This window comes from Streptomyces sp. NPDC006197 (assembly GCF_040613865.1).
GTDB lineage: Bacteria > Actinomycetota > Actinomycetes > Streptomycetales > Streptomycetaceae > Streptomyces.
In genome coordinates this window covers 1-19344 of sequence record NZ_JBEXSZ010000156.1, presented here as the reverse complement: position 1 = coordinate 19344, position 19344 = coordinate 1, and the positions used below count along the sequence as shown (strand labels likewise).

The window sequence follows — 19344 nt, the reverse complement described above, 5'->3', positions numbered from 1 at the left end:
GCCCGCGCCTCGCACACGCTCGCGGACCTCGGCCCCGAGGCCGTACGCATCCAGTCCGAGGCGTTCGAACGGCTCGTGACCGGCCAGATCCTGGACCCTGTCGATCAAGGTGTCGGGGCCGCGCGGGGGTCCGGGGCGGGATCAGCCCAGGGAGGTCATGACGTGCTTGATGCGCGTGTAGTCCTCGAAGCCGTAGGCGGAGAGGTCCTTGCCGTAGCCGGACTTCTTGTAGCCGCCGTGGGGCATCTCGGCGACGAGCGGGATGTGGGTGTTGATCCACACACAGCCGAAGTCGAGGGACTTGGACATGCGCATCGCGCGCGCGTGGTCCTTGGTCCAGACGGAGGAGGCGAGGGCGTACTCGACGCCGTTCGCGAACTCCAGGGCCTGGGCCTCGTCCGTGAAGGACTGGACGGTGATGACCGGGCCGAAGACCTCGTTCTGCACGATCTCGTCGTCCTGCTTGAGGCCGGAGACGACGGTCGGGGCGTAGAAGTAGCCCTTGTCGCCGACGCGGTGTCCGCCGGCCTCGACCTTGGCGTGGGCCGGGAGGCGGTCGATGAAGCCGGTGACCTGCTTCAGCTGGTTGGCGTTGTTGAGCGGGCCGTACAGCACGTCCTCGTCGTCCGGCTGACCCGTCTTCGTCTCGGCGGCGGCCTTGGCGAGGGCGGCGACGAACTCGTCGTGGATGGACTCGTGCACGAGGACACGGGTCGCGGCCGTGCAGTCCTGGCCGGCGTTGAAGAAGCCGGCGACCGAGATGTCCTCGACGGCCTTCTCGATGTCGGTGTCCTCGAAGACGACGACCGGGGCCTTGCCGCCCAGCTCCAGGTGGACGCGCTTGACGTCCTTGGCCGCCGACTCGGCGACCTGCATGCCGGCGCGGACCGAGCCGGTGATGGAGGCCATCGCCGGGGTCGGGTGCTCGACCATGGCCTTGCCCGTCTCGCGGTCGCCGCAGACGACGTTGAAGACGCCCTTGGGGACGATCTGACCGATGATCTCGGCCATCAGGACGGTCGACGCGGGGGTCGTGTCCGAGGGCTTGAGGACGACGGTGTTGCCCGCGGCGAGCGCCGGGGCGAACTTCCACACGGCCATCATCATCGGGTAGTTCCACGGCGCGACCTGCGCGCAGACGCCGACCGGCTCGCGGCGGACGATGGAGGTCATGCCCTCCATGTACTCGCCGGCCGAGCGGCCCTCGAGCAGCCGGGCGGCACCGGCGAAGAAGCGGATCTGGTCCACCATCGGCGGGATCTCTTCGCTGGCGGTGAGGGCGACCGGCTTGCCGGTGTTCTCGACCTCGGCGGCGATGAGCTCCTCGGCGCGCTCCTCGAAGGCGTCCGCGATCTTGAGGAGCACCTTCTGGCGCTCGGACGGCGTGCTGTCACGCCAGGCGGGGAAGGCCGCCGCGGCGGCCTCCATGGCGGCGTCGACGTCAGCCTGTCCCGAGAGCGGGGAGGTGGCGTACACCTCACCGGTGGCCGGGTTGACCACGTCGATGGTGCGGCCGTCGGCCGCGTCGCGGAACTCCCCGTTGATGTAGTTACGCAGCCGGCGCAGCTCGGTGGTCACTTGCCACCCCTCCTGTCACGTTCTGTCTTCGCACGTCCTTGTGCGGTGTCCCGATGGACGAGACACCCCAGCCTAATCGGTCCACTGACGCTTTCAACAGCCCCGGCCCCCCTCAACTTCGGATTCAGTGAGATCAAGAGCGCTTCACAACGAATTTCATCAGTCCGGGCTTGCATGACTGACAATCTCGGTGCACAGTGAAGTCGTGGCCAGTCGAAGCACAGACTCCAGAACCGGAACCGGTTCGTCCCCGACGATCGATGCCGTCTCCCTGGCGATCATCGAGCAGCTCCAGCAGGACGGTCGCCGTCCGTACGCCTCCATCGGCAAGGCCGTGGGCCTCTCCGAGGCGGCCGTACGACAGCGCGTCCAGAAGCTGCTCGACCAGGGCGTCATGCAGATCGTCGCCGTCACCGACCCCCTCACCGTGGGCTTCCGACGGCAGGCGATGGTCGGCATCAACGTCGAGGGTGACCTGGATCCGGTCGCGGAGGCGCTGACGGCCATGGCCGAGTGCGAGTACGTGGTGATGACCGCGGGCTCCTTCGACCTCATGGTGGAGATCGTCTGCGAGGACGACGATCACCTGCTGGATGTGATCAACAAGCGCATCCGCACCCTCCCCGGCGTTCGCTCCACCGAGAGCTTCGTCTACCTCAAGCTCAAGAAGCAGACCTACATGTGGGGAACTCGATAACCGTGACCCAGGACCTCTCCAAGACCGCGTACGACCACCTGTGGATGCACTTCACCCGCATGTCGTCCTACGAGAACTCGCCCGTTCCCACCATCGTGCGTGGTGAGGGCACCTACATCTTCGACGACAAGGGCAAGCGCTACCTCGACGGTCTCGCGGGTCTCTTCGTGGTCAACGCCGGACACGGCCGCCAGGAGCTGGCCGAGGTCGCGTACAACCAGGCCAAGGAACTCGCGTTCTTCCCCGTGTGGTCGTACGCCCACCCCAAGGCCGTCGAGCTCGCCGAGCGTCTCGCGGACTACGCCCCGGGCGACCTCAACAAGGTCTTCTTCACCACCGGTGGCGGCGAGGCCGTCGAGACCGCCTGGAAGCTCGCCAAGCAGTACTTCAAGCTGCAGGGCAAGCACACCAAGTACAAGGTCATCTCGCGTGCGGTCGCCTACCACGGCACCCCGCAGGGCGCCCTGTCCATCACCGGCCTGCCGGCCCTCAAGGCCCCCTTCGAGCCGCTGGTCCCCGGCGCGCACAAGGTGCCGAACACCAACATCTACCGCGCCCCGATCCACGGCGACGACCCCGAGGCCTTCGGCCGCTGGGCCGCCGACCAGATCGAGCAGCAGATCCTCTTCGAGGGCCCCGAGACCGTCGCGGCCGTCTTCCTGGAGCCGGTGCAGAACGCCGGTGGCTGCTTCCCGCCGCCGCCCGGCTACTTCCAGCGCGTCCGCGAGATCTGCGACCAGTACGACGTGCTGCTCGTCTCCGACGAGACGATCTGCGCCTTCGGCCGCCTCGGCACGATGTTCGCCTGTGACAAGTTCGGCTACGTGCCGGACATGATCACCTGCGCCAAGGGCATGACCTCGGGCTACTCCCCGATCGGCGCCTGCATCGTCTCGGACCGCATCGCGGAGCCGTTCTACAAGGGTGACAACACCTTCCTGCACGGCTACACCTTCGGTGGCCACCCGGTGTCGTCGGCGGTCGCGATCGCCAACCTCGACATCTTCGACAAGGAAGGCCTGAACCAGCACGTCCTCGACCAGGAGGGCAACTTCTTCAACACCCTGAAGAAGCTGCACGACCTCCCGATCGTCGGCGACGTCCGCGGCAACGGCTTCTTCTACGGCATCGAGCTCGTCAAGGACAAGGTCACCAAGGAGTCCTTCACGGACGAGGAGACCGAGCGCGTGCTCTACGGCTTCCTCTCCAAGGCGCTCTTCGACAACGGCCTGTACTGCCGTGCCGACGACCGCGGCGACCCGGTCATCCAGCTGGCCCCGCCGCTGATCGCCGACCAGGGCACCTTCGACGAGATCGAGGGAATCCTGCGCTCGGTGCTCACCGAGGCGTGGACCAAGCTGTAAGCACGGGGCTGAAGGACCGAACCACGGCGGTCCCCCAGCATCACGCCGCCCTCACGGCGTGACCCCCACGGCCCGGGCATGCCGCCATCCGAGTGGATGGCGGCGGCCCGGGCCGTGTGCTGTCCGTACAACCGGATATGGATCCTTACGGTGCCGAGTGACCGACAGGCCCGTCCCTTCGTTCCCCCGGACGGGGGTAGGCAGTATCGGATCCGACATCGAGGTGTACGCGATGGCCCCACCGGACAACGACGTGCTCTGGGCACGTTCCCTGCACTGCGCCCTGGGCGGTTCGGACGCGCTCAGCGGCGTCTCCCTCGGCGTCCGCGAAGGCGAGATCCTCGCCGTCGTCGGCCCCCGCGGCAGCGGCAAGACCACCCTCCTGCGCTGCCTCTCCGGCCAGCTCGTCGCCCAGCAGGGCGAGGTCTGGTTCAACAGCGGCCCCGTGCACACCCTGGGCCCCGCCCAGCGCGAACGGCTCCGGCGCGACCGCTTCGGCTGGATCGACCCCGAGCCCGGCCTCGTCCCCGAGCTCACCGGCTGGGAGAACGCCGCCCTGCCGCTGCTGCTCCGCGGAACCTCCCACCGGGCCGCGAAGACCGCCGCCCTGGAATGGCTGGAGCGGCTCGACATCGGCGGCTGCGCCCGCAAGCGGCCGCACGCCCTCACCCAGTCCCAGCGCCAGCGCATCGCGATCGCCCGCGCCCTGGTCACCACCCCGTCGGTCCTCTTCGCCGACGAACCGACCGCCACCCTGCACCGGGCCGACGGCGCGCAGGTCCTGCGCACCCTCACGGCCGCGGCCCGCTCGCACGACATCACCGTGCTCCTCGCCACCCACGACGGCGAGGTCGCGGCGCTGGCCGACCGCACCGTCACCCTCCTCGACGGACGCAGGGTCGCCGCGGTACCCCCGGCGTCAGGGGCGGAGGGCGTCGCCGCGTGCTCGCTCTCCGTCTAGCCCGCGGGACCCACCCCCTCGTCCTGACGCGCCGGCTCCTCGTCGCCGCCGCGGCCGCGGGGGTGGGCTTCCTCCTGCTCTGCACCCTCGGATACGCCGTCGGGCACCCCGACCGGTCCTCCGCGTCCGTGCTGCGGCTGCTCTGGTGCGCCCTGCCGCTCGCCGCCACCGTCCAGTTCGCCGTCGCGGTGGCCCGCACCGACCCCAGCACCCGGCCGCGCCCCGGACTCTCCGCCATCGGCCTCGGCCCCGCCCGGCTCACCGCGATCGCCGCCGCCTCGACGGCCGTCGCCTGCACGCTCGGCTCCACGGTCGCGCTCCTGTTCTACCTGCACCTGCGCGGCGACATCACGGGCCTGCCCTTCGACGGGGCGGCCGCCGGGCTCCTCGCCGCCGACCGGCCGGTCCCCCTCGCGGCCGCCCTCACCCTGCTCGCCGTCCTGCCGGTCGCCGCCGCCACGGCGGCCGGCCTGGCGCTGCGGCCCCGCACCGCGCCCGCCGCGCCGGAGGGCGTCGAAAAAACGATGCCGTCCGGGCTGCCCTGGGGGGTCTCCCTGGTCGCGGTCGGCCTCGCCGTCGAGACGTACGCGAGTCGAAGCGGCTCCGGGAGCGGCCTCCCGCTGCCGGGCGGCTTCGACGGCAACCCGGCGGGCGTCCTCGCCGGCTGGGTCCTCACCGCCGTGGGCCTCGCCCTGGCCGGGCCGGGCCTCGCGCACGGCTGCGGCCGGCTCCTCCAGGCCGTCCGGCCGGGCGCCACCCGGCTGCTCGCGGGTCGCGTCCTGATGGACGAGTCCCGCCGCATCGGCCGGCCGCTCGGGGTGGTCAGCGCGGTGCTCTCAGGCCTCCTCGCGGCGTCGGGGCTGTACGAGTCGGACAGGGGCTCCGAGGCCTTCGGCCCGCTCACCGGCCTCGGCGCGGCCCTGATCCTGGCCTGCACCACCGCCACCCTCCTGACCGCCGCGCTGGAGTCCCGGCAGGGCCGCGCCCACACCACCGAGGCGCTCCTGCGCATCGGCGCCCCACCCACCGTCCTGCGCACGGCGGCCCTGCTGCGCGCCGCCGCCCTGCTCGCCGTCTTCCTCCCCCTGACCTGGGCGGTCGCGGAACTGGCGGCCCTGCCACTGACGAGCTGAGCCGGCCGCCTCCGCTGTCGGCCGGCCGCTGACCGCTGAGCCACTCGCCGCCCGCCACCGACCGGTCGAGTCGGCCGCCTCCGCTGTCGGCCGGCCGCACGAGGGGCCGCCCGTCGTGGCGGCCCCTATCGTGGGCCCATGGCGACGCTCCCCCCGGCACACCGCCCGCCCGGACCGCGCGGGCACGGACGCGAGATCCACACCCTCGCCGAGTTCGACGCGGCGCTCGCCCGACCCGGATCGCTCGCCGGTCAGCGGATCCAGTCGGTCGACCTCACCGACCGGACCTTCGCCCTGCTCACCGCCGTCACCGCCGACGCCGTCTTCCTCGGCTGCCCCATGGAGCCGCAGGCCGCCGCCAAGGTCCGCGCCGACGGGGCCCTCGTCTTCCCGCCCGTCCCCGAGCTGCCCTTCGACCCCTACCGGGCGCGGCTCTACACGCCCGAGGAACTCTTCGCGGGGATCACCGAGACCGGGTACGAGTCGACGCCCGACTTCCTCGCGTACGCCTGGTTCGGCCGGACCAGGGCCGACGGCGACATCTTCTCCTCGATGCTCCGCTCCCTGCACGACGACGCCGTCTCCGACGCCCTCGACGAACTCCTCGACGGGGCCGGGGTCGTCGGCGTCATGGGCGGGCACGCGACGGGCCGGGGCACGGAGGCGTACGCGGGCGCCGCCCGGCTCGGCAGGACCCTGGCCCGCGCCGGGCTGACCGTGGCGACCGGCGGCGGACCGGGCGCGATGGAGGCCGCGAACCTCGGCGCGTACCTCGCCCCCTTCGACGACGCGGCCTTCGTCTCGTCGCTGGACCTGCTCGCCCGGACCCCGTCCTTCACCCCGTCGGTGACGGACTGGGCCCGCGCCGCCTTCGCGGTCCGGGCCCGGTGGCCGGGCGGTGGGGACTCGGTCGGCATCCCCACCTGGTTCTACGGCCACGAGCCGCCGAACCCGTTCGCCGGGCACGTCGCCAAGTACTTCGCCAACGCCACCCGTGAGGACGGCCTCCTGGCCCGCTCGACGGCGGGCATCGTCTTCCTGCCGGGCGCGGCGGGCACGGTCCAGGAGATCTTCGACAACGCGACCCCGAACTACTACGGGTCCCGGGGCGCGCCGACCCCGATGGTCCTGGTGAACCGCGCCCACTGGACCACCCGCCTCCCGGCCTGGCCCCTCCTGGAGACCCTCGCCGCCGGCCGCCCGATGGCGGCCCGGATCGCCCTGGTGGACTCGATCGACGAGGCCCCGGAGGCACTGGAGCGCCTCGGGTCGTAGCAGACCCCCCGTGTGGGCAATCGTCCCGCTGGGGCGGGACGGGTGGGCACACGGGACGGCGCCCTCAGCGGCGCCCCCGCGTTCCGCGCCTTGACCCGCACCCCAGCGGCGGCGCGCATCCGGTGCGGGTCCAGGCTCGGGAGCCTCGGGCGCCGGCAAGGGCGCCGTCCCGTTGTGCCCACCCGTTCCGCCCCAGCGGAACGACTGCCCACAACGGGGTGCGGGGTGGGCACTGCCCCCGCGGCGGCCGTCACTTCCTCCAGTACAAGTGGTGCGTGACCTTCCCGCTCGGGCTGGGCACGACATCGCAGTGGTACCGGTCGAGCAGCTCGTCGGGCGAGTCCCAGAGCTTCACCCCCGCGCCGAGCTTCACCGGCGACACCGCGACGTGCAGGGTGTCGACGAGGTCCGCGTCGAGGAACTCCCGGATGGTGGTGGCCCCGCCGCCGAGGCGGACGTCCTTGCCCCGTGCCGCCTCCCGCGCCATCCCGAGGGCCGTGGCCGGGTCGGCGTCGACGAAGTGGAACGTGGTGTCGGAGAGCGTGAACGAGGGGCGCGGGTGGTGGGTCAGCACGAACACCGGCGTGCGGAACGGCGGCTCGTCCCCCCACCAGCCCTTCCACTCCTCGTTCTCCCAGGGCCCGCGCTGCGGCCCGAACTTGTTGCGGCCCATGATCTCGGCACCGATGTTCCGGTGGAAATCCCGCGTCAGGTAGTCGTCGAGGCCGCGGCTGCCCCCGGGATCGGTGCGGTTCGGCCAGCTCGCCGTGGCCCCCGCCCACGAGAACATGGCCGCGGGATCCGCGTGCCCGAACGGCCGTTCAAGACTCTGGCCCTCACCGGTACCGAACCCGTCCGACGAGACCATGAAGTTCTGGACTCTGAGCAACTGACTCATGGCTGTTCCTCCTGTGCGGTCGACGAAAAGACGACGAACGACAAGGAGACTCCCCCGGCGGGGAGAACTCATCGCAACCGCGCTACGGAATCTCGTCCCCCAGCACCACCACGTCCTCCGCCCGGAACTCCACGCCCACCCCCGCACCCTCCTCCGGCGCCTCCCGGAGCGGAAGCTCGGCCTCCAGCGCGGGCCCCTCGGCCGGGCGGAGCCGTACGACGACCTGGCTGCCCCGGAAGGTCCGGGACTCCACCGTCCAGGCGGAACCGTCCCCCACGAGCCGCACCCCGCCCGGGCGGACGAGGAGTCGCCGCTCCCCCTCCGGCGAGCCGTCCGGGACCGGGACCTTCCCCCACACCGTCTGCGCGACCGTGCCGGTCACCCGTGCCGCCACCACGTTGTCGAAGCCCAGGAACCGCGCCACGAACTCCGACGCGGGCCGCCGCCACACGTCGGCCGGCGCACCCGACTGGGCGATCCGCCCGTCCCGCATGACCACGAGCCGGTCGGCGAGCGCGAAGGCCTCGCCCTGGTCGTGGGTGACGGCGAGGACCGTCGTCCCGAGCCGCCCGAAGAGCTGCCGCAGCTCCACCACGAGCCGCTCCCGCAGGCCCCGGTCGAGCTGGCCGAGCGGTTCGTCGAGCATCAGGAGCCGGGGCCGGGGCGCGAGCGCGCGGGCGAGCGCCACCCGCTGCTGCTCGCCGCCGGACAGCGCGGCGACGGACCGCCGCTCGGCGCCGGGGAGGCCGACGAGGTCGAGCAGCTCCCGCACCCGCTCCGCCTGTTCGGCCTTCCCGGCACCCCGCATGCGAAGGCCGAAGGAGACGTTGCCGCCGACGTCCCGCTGCGGGAAGAGCTGGTGGTCCTGGAACATCAGGCCGACGCCCCGCCGGTGCACCGGCACCCCGGCCTGGTCGGCGCCGCCGAGCAGCACCCGGCCGCCGTCGAGCGACTGGAGCCCGGCGACGGCCCGCAGCAGCGTGGACTTGCCGCTGCCGCTCGGGCCGAGCACGCACACGATCTCGTGCTCGGCGACGTCCAGGTCCACGGCGTCGAGCACGGCCCGCTCCCCGAACCGTACGGTCGCGTCCTCGATCGACAGCATCAGAACTCCCCGGAGGTCCGGTCGGTGCGGAGCCGTTCGAGCAGCAGCAGGGACACCGCGCACACCACCATCAGAATCGTCGAGAGGGCCATCGCCTGGCCGTAGTTGAGTTCGCCGGGCCGGCCGAGCAGCCGGGCCACCGCCACCGGGAGCGTGGGGCTGTCGGGCCGGGCGATGAACACGGTCGCCCCGAACTCGCCGAGCGACACCGCGAACGCGAACCCGGCCGCGATGAGCAGTGCCCGCCGCACCAGCGGCAGGTCCACCTCCCGCCAGGCCCGCCAGGGCGAGGCGCCGAGCACGGCCGCCGCCTCCCGCAGCCGCTCGTCCACCGCGCGCAGGACCGGCAGCATCGTCCGTACGACGAAGGGGACGCCGACCAGGGCCTGGGCGAGCGGTACGAGGATCCAGCTGGCCCGCAGGTCGAGCGGCGGTTCGTCGAGGGTGATGAGGAAGCCGAAGCCGACGGTGACGGCGGAGACCCCGAGCGGCAGCATCAGCAGCGCGTCGAAGCCCCGCACGAGCCGGCCGGCCCGCCTGGTCAGGGCCGCCGCCGCGAGCCCGCCGACCAGCACCGCGATGGCGGTGGCGGCCACCGCGTACCGCAGCGAGTTCCCGATCGCCTCCAGCGGCGGGACGAGGAAGGTCCCGGACTCGTCGAGCGAGCCGAGCGCCCGGTAGTAGCCGAGCCCGTACCCGTGCGGCCCGGCGAAGGAACGTTCCACGAGCACACCGAGCGGCAGCAGGATCAGCAGCGCCACGGAGAGCAGCACGCCCGCGAGCAGCGCCCACTGTCCGGCGCCGCGCGGCCGGCGCGCGGTCCGCTCGGGTGCCACGAGCCGCAGGGCGGTCTCCCGCCGCCGTACCGTCCAGGCGTGCACGCCCAGGATCGCGCCGACCGCCACGAACTGGACGAGCGTGAGCACGGCCGCCGTCGGCAGGTCGAGCAGCCGGGCGGTCTGCCGGTAGATCTCGGCCTCAAGGGTGGAGTACGCGTCCCCGCCGAGGATCTGCACGACGCCGAAGGAGGTGAAGGTGAAGAGGAAGACCATCAGGGCGGCCGCCGCCACCGCCGGCACGAGCGCGGGCAGCGTCACCGTCCGCCAGGCCGTCCAGCGCGAGGCGCCGAGGACCCGGGCGGCCTCCTCCTGGCGCGGGTCGAGCTGCGACCAGAGGCCGCCGACGGTCCGGACGACGACCGCGTAGTTGAAGAAGACGTGCGCGAGGAGGATCGCCCACACGCTGGTGTCGAGCCGCAGCCCCCACAGCTCGTCGGTGAGCCCGCCCCGGCCGACGAGCGCCAGGAACGCCGTGCCGACGAGGACGGTCGGCAGCACGAACGGCACCGTGACGACGGCCCGCAGCACGCTCTTGCCGGGGAAGTCGAAGCGGGCGAAGACGTACGCCCCGGGCAGCGCCACCAGGAGGGTGAGGCCGGTGGAGGCGAGCGCCTGCCAGACGGTGAAGCCGAGCACGTCGAGGATGTCCGGCCGGCTCAGCGTCTCGCCGATCCGGCCGAACCGCCAGGCGCCGTCGGGGCGGAGCCCCCGGTCCACGATGGACACGACGGGCCAGGCGAAGAAGACCCCGAAGAACGCGACGGGCAGGGCCATGAGCCCCAGCCGCGTCGCGTTCCCCCGGAGGTCGCGCCTCACTCCGGGACGCGCTACTTCAGGACGAGCGACGACCACTGCCGGATCCACGGGTCACGCTTCTCGGCGATCTTCTCGGGCGCCATGGTCTCCGGCTTCTCGATCACCACGCCGTGCTTGGTGAACAGCTCCGGCAGGGCCGCGTCCTTCGCCACCGGGTTGACGAACATCTGGAGCGGCATGTCCTCCTGGAACTCCTTGGAGATCAGGAAGTCGATCAGCGCCTTGCCGCCCTCGGGGTTCTTCGCGCCGTTCAGCAGGCCCGCGAACTCGGTCTGCCGGAAGCAGGTGCCGGTGGAGACGCCGGTGGGCGCCACCTTCGGCTGCGGCTCGCCGTACAGCACCTCGACCGGCGGGCTGGAGGCGTACGACACGACCAGCGGCCGGTCGCCCTTGGCCTGCTTGCCGCCGGCCGAGCCGGAGAACTCCTGGTTGTAGGCGAGCTCCCAGCTGTCGACGGTCTTCACGCCGTTGGCCTTGAGCTTCTTCCAGTAGTCCTGCCAGCCCTCGTCGCCGTACTTCGCGGCCGTGCCGAGGAGGAAACCGAGGCCCGGGGAGGACCGCTCGGGGTTCTCCACCACCAGCAGGTCCTTGTACGCCGGCTTCGCGAGGTCGTCGAAGGTGACCGGCGGCGCCAGCTTCCTGTCCGCGAAGTACTTCTTGTCGTAGTTGACGCAGATGTCGCCGGAGTCGATCGGGGTGACCCGGTGCTCCTTGTCGAGCTGGTACGCGGCCGGGACCCGGCCCAGGCCCTTCGCCTCGTACGGAACGAAGATCCCGTTGTCGAGGGCGCGGGACAGCAGCGTGTTGTCGACGCCGAAGAAGACGTCGCCCTGCGGGGAGCCCTTGGTCAGGATCTCCTTGTTGACGGCCTCGCCGGCGTCGCCGCTCTTCAGCACCTTGACGGTGAAGCCGGTCTGCTTGGTGAAGTCCGCCAGCACCTCCTTGGAGGCGTTGAAGGAGTCGTGGCTCACGAGGGTGACGGTCTTGGGCGCGGGCGCGCCGGTCTTGCCGGCCGCCCCCCGGACGTCGTCGGTGCCGCACGCGGCCAGGCTGGTGACGCCGAGCGCCGCGACGATCGCGACGGCAGCGGCCTTCTTGATGCTCACTGAGATTCCTCCTGGGTGTGACCAGGAAGAGACGCGGCCCCGCCCACCCGAAGGTGGGCAGGGCGCAACAGCTTGAGTTACGACCGAACTTCCTACCCAGAATGACCTGGGCGAGGTTCAGAGGGTCTGCGGTCCTACGGTGACCGCACTCTCAGCGCTGTGGCGCTCCCCTGTCGGAATATGGAGATGTGTTCGAGCTCAGACTACAAGGTCAGCGCTCGGCGGCCGCGAGCTGTCCACAGGCACCGTCGATCTCCTGCCCCCGGGTGTCCCGCACGGTCACCGGCACGCCGTGGCGGGCGATCGCCTCGACGAAGGCCTTCTCGTCCTCCGGGCGGGACGCCGTCCACTTCGAACCGGGCGTCGGGTTCAGCGGGATCAGGTTGACGTGCACCCGCTTGCCCTTGAGCAGCCGGCCCAGCAGGTCACCGCGCCAGGCCTGGTCGTTGATGTCCCGGATGAGGGCGTACTCGATGGAGATCCGGCGCCCGGACTTCTCCGCGTACTCCCAGGCCGCGTCGAGGACCTCGCGGACCTTCCAGCGCGTGTTGACCGGCACCAGGGTGTCGCGCAGCTCGTCGTCCGGGGCGTGCAGCGACACCGCGAGCCGGCACTTGAAGCCCTCGTCGGCGAAGCGCAGCATCGCGGGCACGAGACCGACGGTGGAGACGGTGATGCCGCGCTGCGAGAGCCCGAGCCCGTCCGGCTCGGGGTCCGTGAGCCGCCGGATGGCTCCGACGACCCGCTTGTAGTTGGCGAGCGGCTCGCCCATGCCCATGAACACGATGTTGGAGAGCCGCGCCGGTCCCCCGGGCACCTCCCCGTCCCGCAGGGACCGCATCCCGTCCACGATCTGGTGCACGATCTCGGCGGTCGACAGGTTCCGGTCGAGCCCCGCCTGCCCGGTCGCGCAGAACGGGCAGTTCATGCCGCAGCCGGCCTGTGAGGAGATGCACATGGTCACCCGGTCCGGGTAGCGCATGAGCACCGACTCCACGAGCGTGCCGTCGTGCAGCCGCCACAGGGTCTTGCGGGTGGTGTCGTCGTCGCACGAGATGTGGCGCACCACGGACATCAGGTCGGGCAGCAGCTCCCCGGCCAGCTTCTCCCGCGAGGCGGCCGGAATGTCGGTCCACTCGGCGGGGTCGTGCGCGTACCGCGCGAAGTAGTGCGTGGACAGCTGCTTGGCGCGGAAGGGCTTCTCGCCGATCGCGGCGACGGCCTCCTTCCGCTCGGCGGGCGAGAGGTCGGCCAGGTGCCGCGGCGGCTTCTTGGCTCCGCGGGGGGCGACGAAAGTGAGTTCTCCGGGCTTGGGCATGGTCCTACCAGTGTCGCAGACGAATTCCGGCAAGGCCGCGCCCCAGGAATCGGCCGATCGCACGATTGGCCGATCACCCACCCGATGATGTTGAGTGTCCACGCCAATGGATCATGATCAGGTCATCGGAGGACTCCGGATGAAGGCTGTTGTACGGGGGGCCGCCGTCGCGGCGGTGCTGGCGCTCGCGCTGACGGCGTGCGAGGACGGGAGCACGACGGCGGGAGGCGCGCCGACGGGCAGGGCGACGGCGGACTCGCCCGCCGAGAAAGGCCAGGGAGGCGGCGGGTCGCCTGCTCCCACCGACCACCAGGGCATCACACCGAACTTCCCCCCGGTGTCGATCAACGCGACCGACATGTACGCCGCGCTCCCGAGCGACGGCAGCATCGAGACCATGTCCAGCGGCGAGACCATCGTGATCCAGGACGCCGACGCCCTCAGGGGCTGCGCCGAGCTGACGAGGTCGCCGTGCACCGCCGGGATCGAGGTGGCCGGGCACAAGGACATGGAGTCACGCAACCCGGACGGCGCGCGTGTCGAGTTCACCCTCCTCGCCTTCGCCGGCAAGGACGAGGCCGCCACGGAGATGAAGGCTCTCGCGGAGCAGAAGCGGAAGCCCGGCGAGGCGGACGAGCACCCGGTGAAGTCGCTGAAGATGAACACCGGCGCCGAGGAGACCGAGGCGTTCCAGCACGACAACAGCATCGACGTCGTCATGCGCGTCGGCTCCGTCGTGGCCTACGTCATGGCGAGCGACACCTCGCCCGACAACGCGAAGTACGCGGCGAAGCTCCAGATCGCCCGCGTACAGGCAATCGCGGCAGGGATCGACCCGGACCGCGGCTGACCTGGGGGACGCCGTGCCCTCACGGCATGCGAAGGGCCCCCGGTCCGCACCTGACGTGCGGACCGGGGGCCCTTCCGCGAACCCGACGGAAGCTCCGCTCAGCCGCTGCCCACGAACAGTGCCAGCAGCAGCCACACCACCGGCGCCGTCGGCAGCAGCGAGTCCAGCCGGTCCATGATGCCGCCGTGCCCCGGCAGCAGCGTGCCCATGTCCTTGATGCCCAGGTCACGCTTGATCATGGACTCGCCGAGGTCGCCGAGCGTCGCGCTCGCCGCCACCGCCAGGCCGAGGATCAGACCCTGCCACCAGGCACCCTCGTCGATCATGAACTCCATGCACAGCGCGCCCGCCGCCATCGCGAACGCCACCGCACCGACCAGACCCTCCCGGGTCTTGCCGGGACTGATCCGCGGGGCCAGCTTGTGCTTGCCGAAGCGCCAGCCGACCGCGTACGCCCCGGTGTCGCTGACCACGGTCAGGATCAGGAAGGTCAGCACCCGCTGCGGCCCGTCGTCCGCGGTCAGCAGCAACGCCACGAAGGTCGCCAGGAACGGCACGTAGAACGCGGCGAACACCCCCGCCGTGACGTCCTTCAGATAGCCCTCCGGCGGCTCCGTCATCCGCCAGACGAGCACCGCCAGCGCCGTCAGGGCCATCGCCACCCAGGCGCCCTCGGGGCCCCGGACGTAGCCGGCGACGACCATCGCCGCGCCGCCGACCGCAAGCGGGACCAGCGGAGCCTTGATCGCCTTGCGCTCCTGGAGGCGGGAGGTGAGCTCCCACAGGCCGACGACCACGGCGACCGCTATCACTCCGACGAACGCCGGCTTCCAGATGAACAGCGACGCGATGATGACGGCACCGAGACCGACCCCGACCCCTATGGCCGCGCCCAGGTCGCGGCCCGCGCTCTTCTTCTGCCGTGGCGCCGGCGGCGGAGGCGGGGTGGGGCTGGACATGGGCTCCTGCGGGTGCTCGTGCGGCGTCTCGTCACGGAACAGGGGGCCGCTCGGGTGAGCGGCCCCCCGGCCGTGACCGTCCTGGAATCCGCCGGCGGGAACGTCGGGCACGATGGGCATGGGCCGAGTCTGCGCCGCCTGATGCCGATCGTATGCGGGACCCGCCGGGGCAGGCCCCTGGTCGGGTCCCCCACGGCCGGAACCGGCCGGGGCCCCCCAGGAAGAGTCGTTCATCAGACCTCGAGCAGCTCGGCTTCCTTGTGCTTGAGCAGCTCGTCCACCTGCGCGACGTACTTCGCGGTGGTGTCGTCGAGCTCCTTCTCGGCACGGCGGCCCTCGTCCTCGCCGACCTCGCCGTCCTTGACGAACTTGTCGATGGTCTCCTTGGCCTTGCGGCGCACCGAGCGGATCGAGATCTTCGAGTCCTCGGCCTTGCCCTTGGCGACCTTGATGTACTCCCGGCGGCGCTCCTCGGTCAGCTCGGGGAACACCACCCGGATGATGTTGCCGTCGTTGCTCGGGTTGACCCCGAGGTCCGAGTCCCGGATCGCCTGCTCGATGTTGCGCAGGGCGCTCTTGTCGAACGGCGTCACCACGGCCATGCGCGGCTCCGGGACGGAGAAGGACGCCAGCTGGTTGATGGGGGTGATGGCACCGTAGTACTCGGCCACGATCTTGTTGAACATCGCCGGGTGCGCACGGCCGGTGCGGATCGCGGCGAAGTCCTCCTTGGCGACCACGACGGCCTTCTCCATCTTCTCCTCGGCCTCGAGGAGGGTCTCTTCGATCACCACTTGCTCCTGCGTGTCGTCGCGTTGTGTCCTGCACGGTGTACGACCGGCAGGGCTCTGTCCATCCCCTTGCGGGGCGGTTCCCCGGTTCGGGTCAGGCCCGGGTGCCCTGGTCGCTCACGAGCGTGCCGATCTTCTCACCCTTCACCGCGCGAGCGATATTGCCCTCGGCGAGCAGTTCGAAGACGAGGATCGGGAGGTTGTTGTCCCGGCACAGGGTGATGGCGGTGGCGTCGGCGACCTTGAGGTCGCGGGAGAGCACCTCGCCGTACTCGAGGGCGTCGAACTTGACCGCGTCGGGGTTGGCCTTCGGGTCGGAGTCGTAGACGCCGTCCACGCCGTTCTTGCCCATGAGGAGGGCCTCGGCGTCGATCTCCAGGGCGCGCTGGGCGGCGGTGGTGTCCGTGGAGAAGTACGGCATGCCCATGCCCGCACCGAAGATGACCACGCGGCCCTTCTCCAGGTGGCGGACGGCGCGCAGCGGGATGTACGGCTCGGCGACCTGGCCCATGGTGATGGCGGTCTGGACGCGGGAGTCGATGCCCTCCTTCTCCAGGAAGTCCTGGAGGGCGAGGCAGTTCATCACCGTGCCGAGCATGCCCATGTAGTCGGAGCGGGCCCGGTCCATGCCGCGCTGCTGGAGCTCGGCGCCACGGAAGAAGTTGCCGCCGCCGATCACGATCGCGATCTCCGCGCCGTCGCGGACGACGGCCGCGATCTCACGCGCGATGGCGTGCACGACGTCCGGGTCGACCCCGAGACCGGTGCCGCCGGAGAAGGCCTCCCCGGACAGCTTCAGCATGTAGCGGCCGGCCTTTTTGCCGTTGGTGTCGTCGCCCTGTACGGCGCCCTGGTTCATGGAGATCTCCTCGTGCACATACGAAGGAGGCCATTGCCTTGGGTCCTCACGGTATCCCGTACGGCAATGGCCTCCTCGTCAGATCTGCGGTCGTCCTGCGCGTGCGCGGACGACTGCCTCAGACCCTACCGGGGTCCGGTGTCCGTCGCGTTCGCGGACGGACTCAGATGCCGACCTTGATGCGGGTGAAGCGCTTCAGGGTGACACCGGCCTCGTCCAGGATCTTCTGGACGGACTTCTTGTTGTCAAGGGCGTACGGCTGGCCGAGCAGCGTCGCGTCCTTGTAGAAGCCGTTCACGCGACCCTCGACGATCTTGGCGATCGCGGCCTCGGGCTTGCCCTCGGCGCGGGTGGTCTCCTCGGCGATGCGACGCTCGGACTCGACGACCTCGGCCGGAATGTCTTCCTTGGTGAGGTACTTCGGCGCGAAGGCGGCGATGTGCTGGGCGACACCCTTGGCGACGTCGGCGTCGGCCTTGTCGAACTCGACGAGGACACCGATCTGCGGCGGGAGGTCCGGCATCGTGCGGTGCATGTACGCGTAGACGAAGCCGTCGGCGTACTGCGCGAAGCGGTCCAGGACGATCTTCTCGCCGAGGTTGGCGTTGGCCTCGTCGACGTACGCCTGCACGGTCTTGCCGGCCTCGATCTCGGAGGCGAGCAGGGCCTCCAGGTCGGCCGGGGCGGTGGCGGCGACGTGCTTGGCCAGCTCGGCGGCGACGGCCTGGAACTTGTCACCCTTGGCGACGAAGTCCGTCTCGCACTTCAGCTCGACGAGGACGCCGGAGGTGTTGTCGTCGGCGATGAGGGAGACCACGGCGCCGTTCTCGGCAGAGCGGCCCTCGCGCTTGGCGACGCCCTTCTGACCCTTGATACGGAGCGCCTCGACGGCCTTGTCGACGTCGCCGTCGGCCTCGTCCAGGGCCTTCTTGCAGTCCATCATGCCGGCGCCGGTGAGCTCGCGGAGCTTCTTGACGTCAGCGGCGGTGTAGTTCGCCATGAGTCTGTTTCTCTCTCGAAGTCTGAAAGATCGGGCGGGTCCACGGGTGGACGGCGGGGGCTTCGTGGGCCCCCGCCGTCGTCACCCGAAGGTCCTGAAGGGTCAGGCCTGCTCGGCGTCCGCGGCCGGAGCCTCGGCGACCTCGGCAGCGGCCTCGGCCGGAGCGGCCTCGGCAGCGGGGGCCTCGGCAGCCTCGTCGGCCTTCTTCTCACCCTCGAGCAGGTCGCGCTCCCACTCGGCGAGCGGCTCGCCCTGGGCCTTCTCGCCCGGCTTCGAGTCACCGGTCGCGGCACCGGAGCGGGCGATGAGGCCCTCGGCGACGGCGTCGGCGATCACGCGGGTGAGCAGGGTGACGGAGCGGATCGCGTCGTCGTTGCCCGGGATCTTGTAGTCGACCTCGTCGGGGTCGCAGTTGGTGTCGAGGATCGCGACGACCGGGATGTGGAGCTTGCGCGCCTCACCGACGGCGATGTGCTCCTTCTTGGTGTCGACGATCCAGACGGCGCTCGGCACCTTCTGCATCTCGCGGATACCACCAAGGGTCTTCTCCAGCTTGGCCTTCTCGCGGGAGAGGACCAGGAGCTCCTTCTTGGTGAGACCCGAGGCGGCGACGTCCTCGAAGTCGATCTGCTCGAGCTCCTTGAGGCGCTGCAGACGCTTGTAGACGGTGGAGAAGTTGGTGAGCATGCCACCGAGCCAACGCTGGTTGACGTACGGCATGCCGACACGCGTCGCCTGCTCGGCGATGGCCTCCTGGGCCTGCTTCTTCGTACCGACGAACATGATGGAGCCGCCGTGCGCGACGGTCTCCTTGACGAACTCGTAGGCGCGGTCGATGTACGACAGCGACTGGAGCAGGTCGATGATGTAGATGCCGTTGCGCTCGGTGAAGATGAAGCGCTTCATCTTCGGGTTCCAGCGACGGGTCTGGTGACCGAAGTGGACGCCGCTCTCCAGCAGCTCCCGCATCGTGACGACGGCCATGGCCGTATCTCCTTGAGTTTCTCGGTTGTGTTCCTGACGCCCCGGCGCGCCGTGCCACGAAGGACCGAAAGGCGCTGCCACCCGCCGCGAGGACAAGTGGCGGGGCGTGCGAAGTCGACCCGGTGACCCGAGTCGCCATAGGAAGTGTACGGGACCCCGGGAGCACTGGGTGACGGCGCTGTCCACAACGGGCGAACGATCCACAGATACCGGCCGTGCCCCCCGGGCCCCCGGCGGCCGGGGGAGCCTTCCCCCATGCATCTGACGACCGTGTTCCTCGCCCTGTCCCTCCTGTGGCCGGTGGGCCCGCCCCCGCCGGAGATCCTCCGCGGCTGGCAGCCCCCGGCCGGCCCGTACGCCGCCGGCCACCGCGGCGTCGACCTCGCCGCACCCCCGGACGCCCCGGTGCTCGCCCCGGCCGCGGGCACGGTCACCTTCGCGGGCCCGGTGGGCGGCCGCGGCGTCGTCACCCTCACCCTCCCGGGCACGGGCGCTCCCCCGCTGCGCACGACCTTCAGCCCGGTGACCCCACTGGTGCCGCCCGGGACCCGGGTGTCACCGGGCACCCCGATCGCCCGGGTCGCGCAGAGCCCCCACTGCCCCGTGTCCTGCCTCCACTGGGGCCTCCTCAGGGGCGAGGAGTACCTGAACCCCCTCCTCCTGACGAGGAGGACACCGTCCCGCCTGCTCCCGCTCAGAAACTGACCACGAACTGGAGGGCCACGGCAGCGTCGCCGACGCGGCGCTCGTCGACCGGATCGTGCCCGGACACGAGGAGATCGTGCACTTCGCGGCCGAGTCCCACGTCGAC

The 19344-nt window shown here is 71.0% G+C and carries 18 protein-coding genes and 1 riboswitch; of the genes, 7 read left to right on the top strand and 11 right to left on the bottom strand.

Translation table 11 applies throughout. The features are described from left to right. Positions 1-141: 141 nt before the first annotated feature. Positions 142-1578 carry a gamma-aminobutyraldehyde dehydrogenase gene (locus ABZ318_RS33190; RefSeq protein ID WP_093873854.1) on the bottom strand — a complete coding sequence of 479 codons (1437 nt, stop codon included), beginning with the start codon at positions 1576-1578 and terminating at the stop codon, positions 142-144. 190 nt (positions 1579-1768) lie between these two features. On the opposite strand from ABZ318_RS33190, the gene ABZ318_RS33185 reads away from it, so the two are divergent. The 5 genes from ABZ318_RS33185 to ABZ318_RS33165 all read left to right on the top strand — a co-directional run bounded on the left by ABZ318_RS33185 (position 1769) and on the right by ABZ318_RS33165 (position 7008). Beyond that, entirely contained in the window at positions 1769-2275 is a 507-nt protein-coding gene (locus tag ABZ318_RS33185; RefSeq protein WP_356906150.1) for an Lrp/AsnC family transcriptional regulator, read from the top strand. Continuing rightward, the gene (locus tag ABZ318_RS33180; protein ID WP_356906149.1) at positions 2260-3639 is read left to right on the top strand and encodes an aspartate aminotransferase family protein; all 1380 of its coding nucleotides are present in this window, start codon (positions 2260-2262) and stop codon (positions 3637-3639) included. The genes ABZ318_RS33185 and ABZ318_RS33180 overlap by 16 nt, the downstream gene beginning before the upstream one ends. Positions 3640-3871: 232 nt before the next feature. Then, positions 3872-4600 (top strand): ATP-binding cassette domain-containing protein, encoded by a 729-nt coding sequence (locus ABZ318_RS33175; RefSeq protein WP_093873856.1) that lies wholly within the window; start codon positions 3872-3874, stop codon positions 4598-4600. Continuing rightward, positions 4582-5733, top strand: a complete 1152-nt coding sequence (locus tag ABZ318_RS33170) for a hypothetical protein (RefSeq protein ID WP_356906148.1) — start codon at positions 4582-4584, stop codon at positions 5731-5733. The genes ABZ318_RS33175 and ABZ318_RS33170 overlap by 19 nt, the downstream gene beginning before the upstream one ends. A gap of 138 nt (positions 5734-5871) precedes the next feature. Then, positions 5872-7008, top strand: a complete 1137-nt coding sequence (locus tag ABZ318_RS33165; RefSeq protein ID WP_356906147.1) for an LOG family protein — start codon at positions 5872-5874, stop codon at positions 7006-7008. A 250-nt stretch (positions 7009-7258) separates the two neighbouring features. Here ABZ318_RS33165 and ABZ318_RS33160 read toward each other — a convergent pair whose 3' ends face one another. The 5 genes from ABZ318_RS33160 to rlmN all read right to left on the bottom strand — a co-directional run bounded on the left by ABZ318_RS33160 (position 7259) and on the right by rlmN (position 13090). Next, entirely contained in the window at positions 7259-7906 is a 648-nt protein-coding gene (locus ABZ318_RS33160; RefSeq protein ID WP_356906146.1) for a dihydrofolate reductase family protein, read from the bottom strand. Between the two features lie 82 nt (positions 7907-7988). Next, positions 7989-9011, bottom strand: coding sequence for an ABC transporter ATP-binding protein (locus tag ABZ318_RS33155; protein ID WP_356906145.1), 1023 nt, complete (start codon positions 9009-9011; stop codon positions 7989-7991). Further along, complete coding sequence (locus ABZ318_RS33150; RefSeq protein ID WP_356906151.1) at positions 9011-10624, bottom strand: iron ABC transporter permease; 1614 nt, start codon at positions 10622-10624, stop codon at positions 9011-9013. Before ABZ318_RS33150 ends, ABZ318_RS33155 begins: the two co-directional genes overlap by 1 nt. A 53-nt stretch (positions 10625-10677) precedes the next feature. Next, positions 10678-11772 (bottom strand): thiamine ABC transporter substrate-binding protein, encoded by a 1095-nt coding sequence (locus ABZ318_RS33145; RefSeq protein ID WP_356906144.1) that lies wholly within the window; start codon positions 11770-11772, stop codon positions 10678-10680. Positions 11773-11843: 71 nt separating this feature from the next. Then, positions 11844-11954: riboswitch (TPP riboswitch) on the bottom strand. 29 nt (positions 11955-11983) lie between these two features. Beyond that, the gene (gene rlmN, locus ABZ318_RS33140) at positions 11984-13090 is read right to left on the bottom strand and encodes a 23S rRNA (adenine(2503)-C(2))-methyltransferase RlmN (protein ID WP_033204794.1); all 1107 of its coding nucleotides are present in this window, start codon (positions 13088-13090) and stop codon (positions 11984-11986) included. Between the two features lie 139 nt (positions 13091-13229). Between rlmN and ABZ318_RS33135 the strand changes: the two genes are divergently transcribed. Then, positions 13230-13940 carry a hypothetical protein gene (locus ABZ318_RS33135; protein ID WP_356906143.1) on the top strand — a complete coding sequence of 237 codons (711 nt, stop codon included), beginning with the start codon at positions 13230-13232 and terminating at the stop codon, positions 13938-13940. Positions 13941-14038: 98 nt separating this feature from the next. Here ABZ318_RS33135 and ABZ318_RS33130 read toward each other — a convergent pair whose 3' ends face one another. The 5 genes from ABZ318_RS33130 to rpsB form a co-directional block, all read right to left on the bottom strand. After that, positions 14039-15133 carry a phosphatidate cytidylyltransferase gene (locus ABZ318_RS33130; protein WP_356906142.1) on the bottom strand — a complete coding sequence of 365 codons (1095 nt, stop codon included), beginning with the start codon at positions 15131-15133 and terminating at the stop codon, positions 14039-14041. Then, positions 15133-15690 (bottom strand): ribosome recycling factor, encoded by a 558-nt coding sequence (gene frr, locus ABZ318_RS33125; RefSeq protein ID WP_356906141.1) that lies wholly within the window; start codon positions 15688-15690, stop codon positions 15133-15135. Before frr ends, ABZ318_RS33130 begins: the two co-directional genes overlap by 1 nt. A gap of 94 nt (positions 15691-15784) precedes the next feature. After that, a complete protein-coding gene (gene pyrH / locus ABZ318_RS33120; protein WP_190159816.1) occupies positions 15785-16549 on the bottom strand; it encodes a UMP kinase in 765 nt (254 codons plus the stop codon). Positions 16550-16712: 163 nt separating this feature from the next. Beyond that, a complete protein-coding gene (gene tsf / locus ABZ318_RS33115) occupies positions 16713-17549 on the bottom strand; it encodes a translation elongation factor Ts (protein WP_356906140.1) in 837 nt (278 codons plus the stop codon). A gap of 102 nt (positions 17550-17651) precedes the next feature. Beyond that, the gene (gene rpsB, locus ABZ318_RS33110; protein WP_356906139.1) at positions 17652-18533 is read right to left on the bottom strand and encodes a 30S ribosomal protein S2; all 882 of its coding nucleotides are present in this window, start codon (positions 18531-18533) and stop codon (positions 17652-17654) included. Between the two features lie 255 nt (positions 18534-18788). On the opposite strand from rpsB, the gene ABZ318_RS33105 reads away from it, so the two are divergent. Next, positions 18789-19238, top strand: coding sequence for a M23 family metallopeptidase (locus ABZ318_RS33105; protein WP_356906138.1), 450 nt, complete (start codon positions 18789-18791; stop codon positions 19236-19238). The last annotated feature ends 106 nt before the right edge of the window (positions 19239-19344 follow it).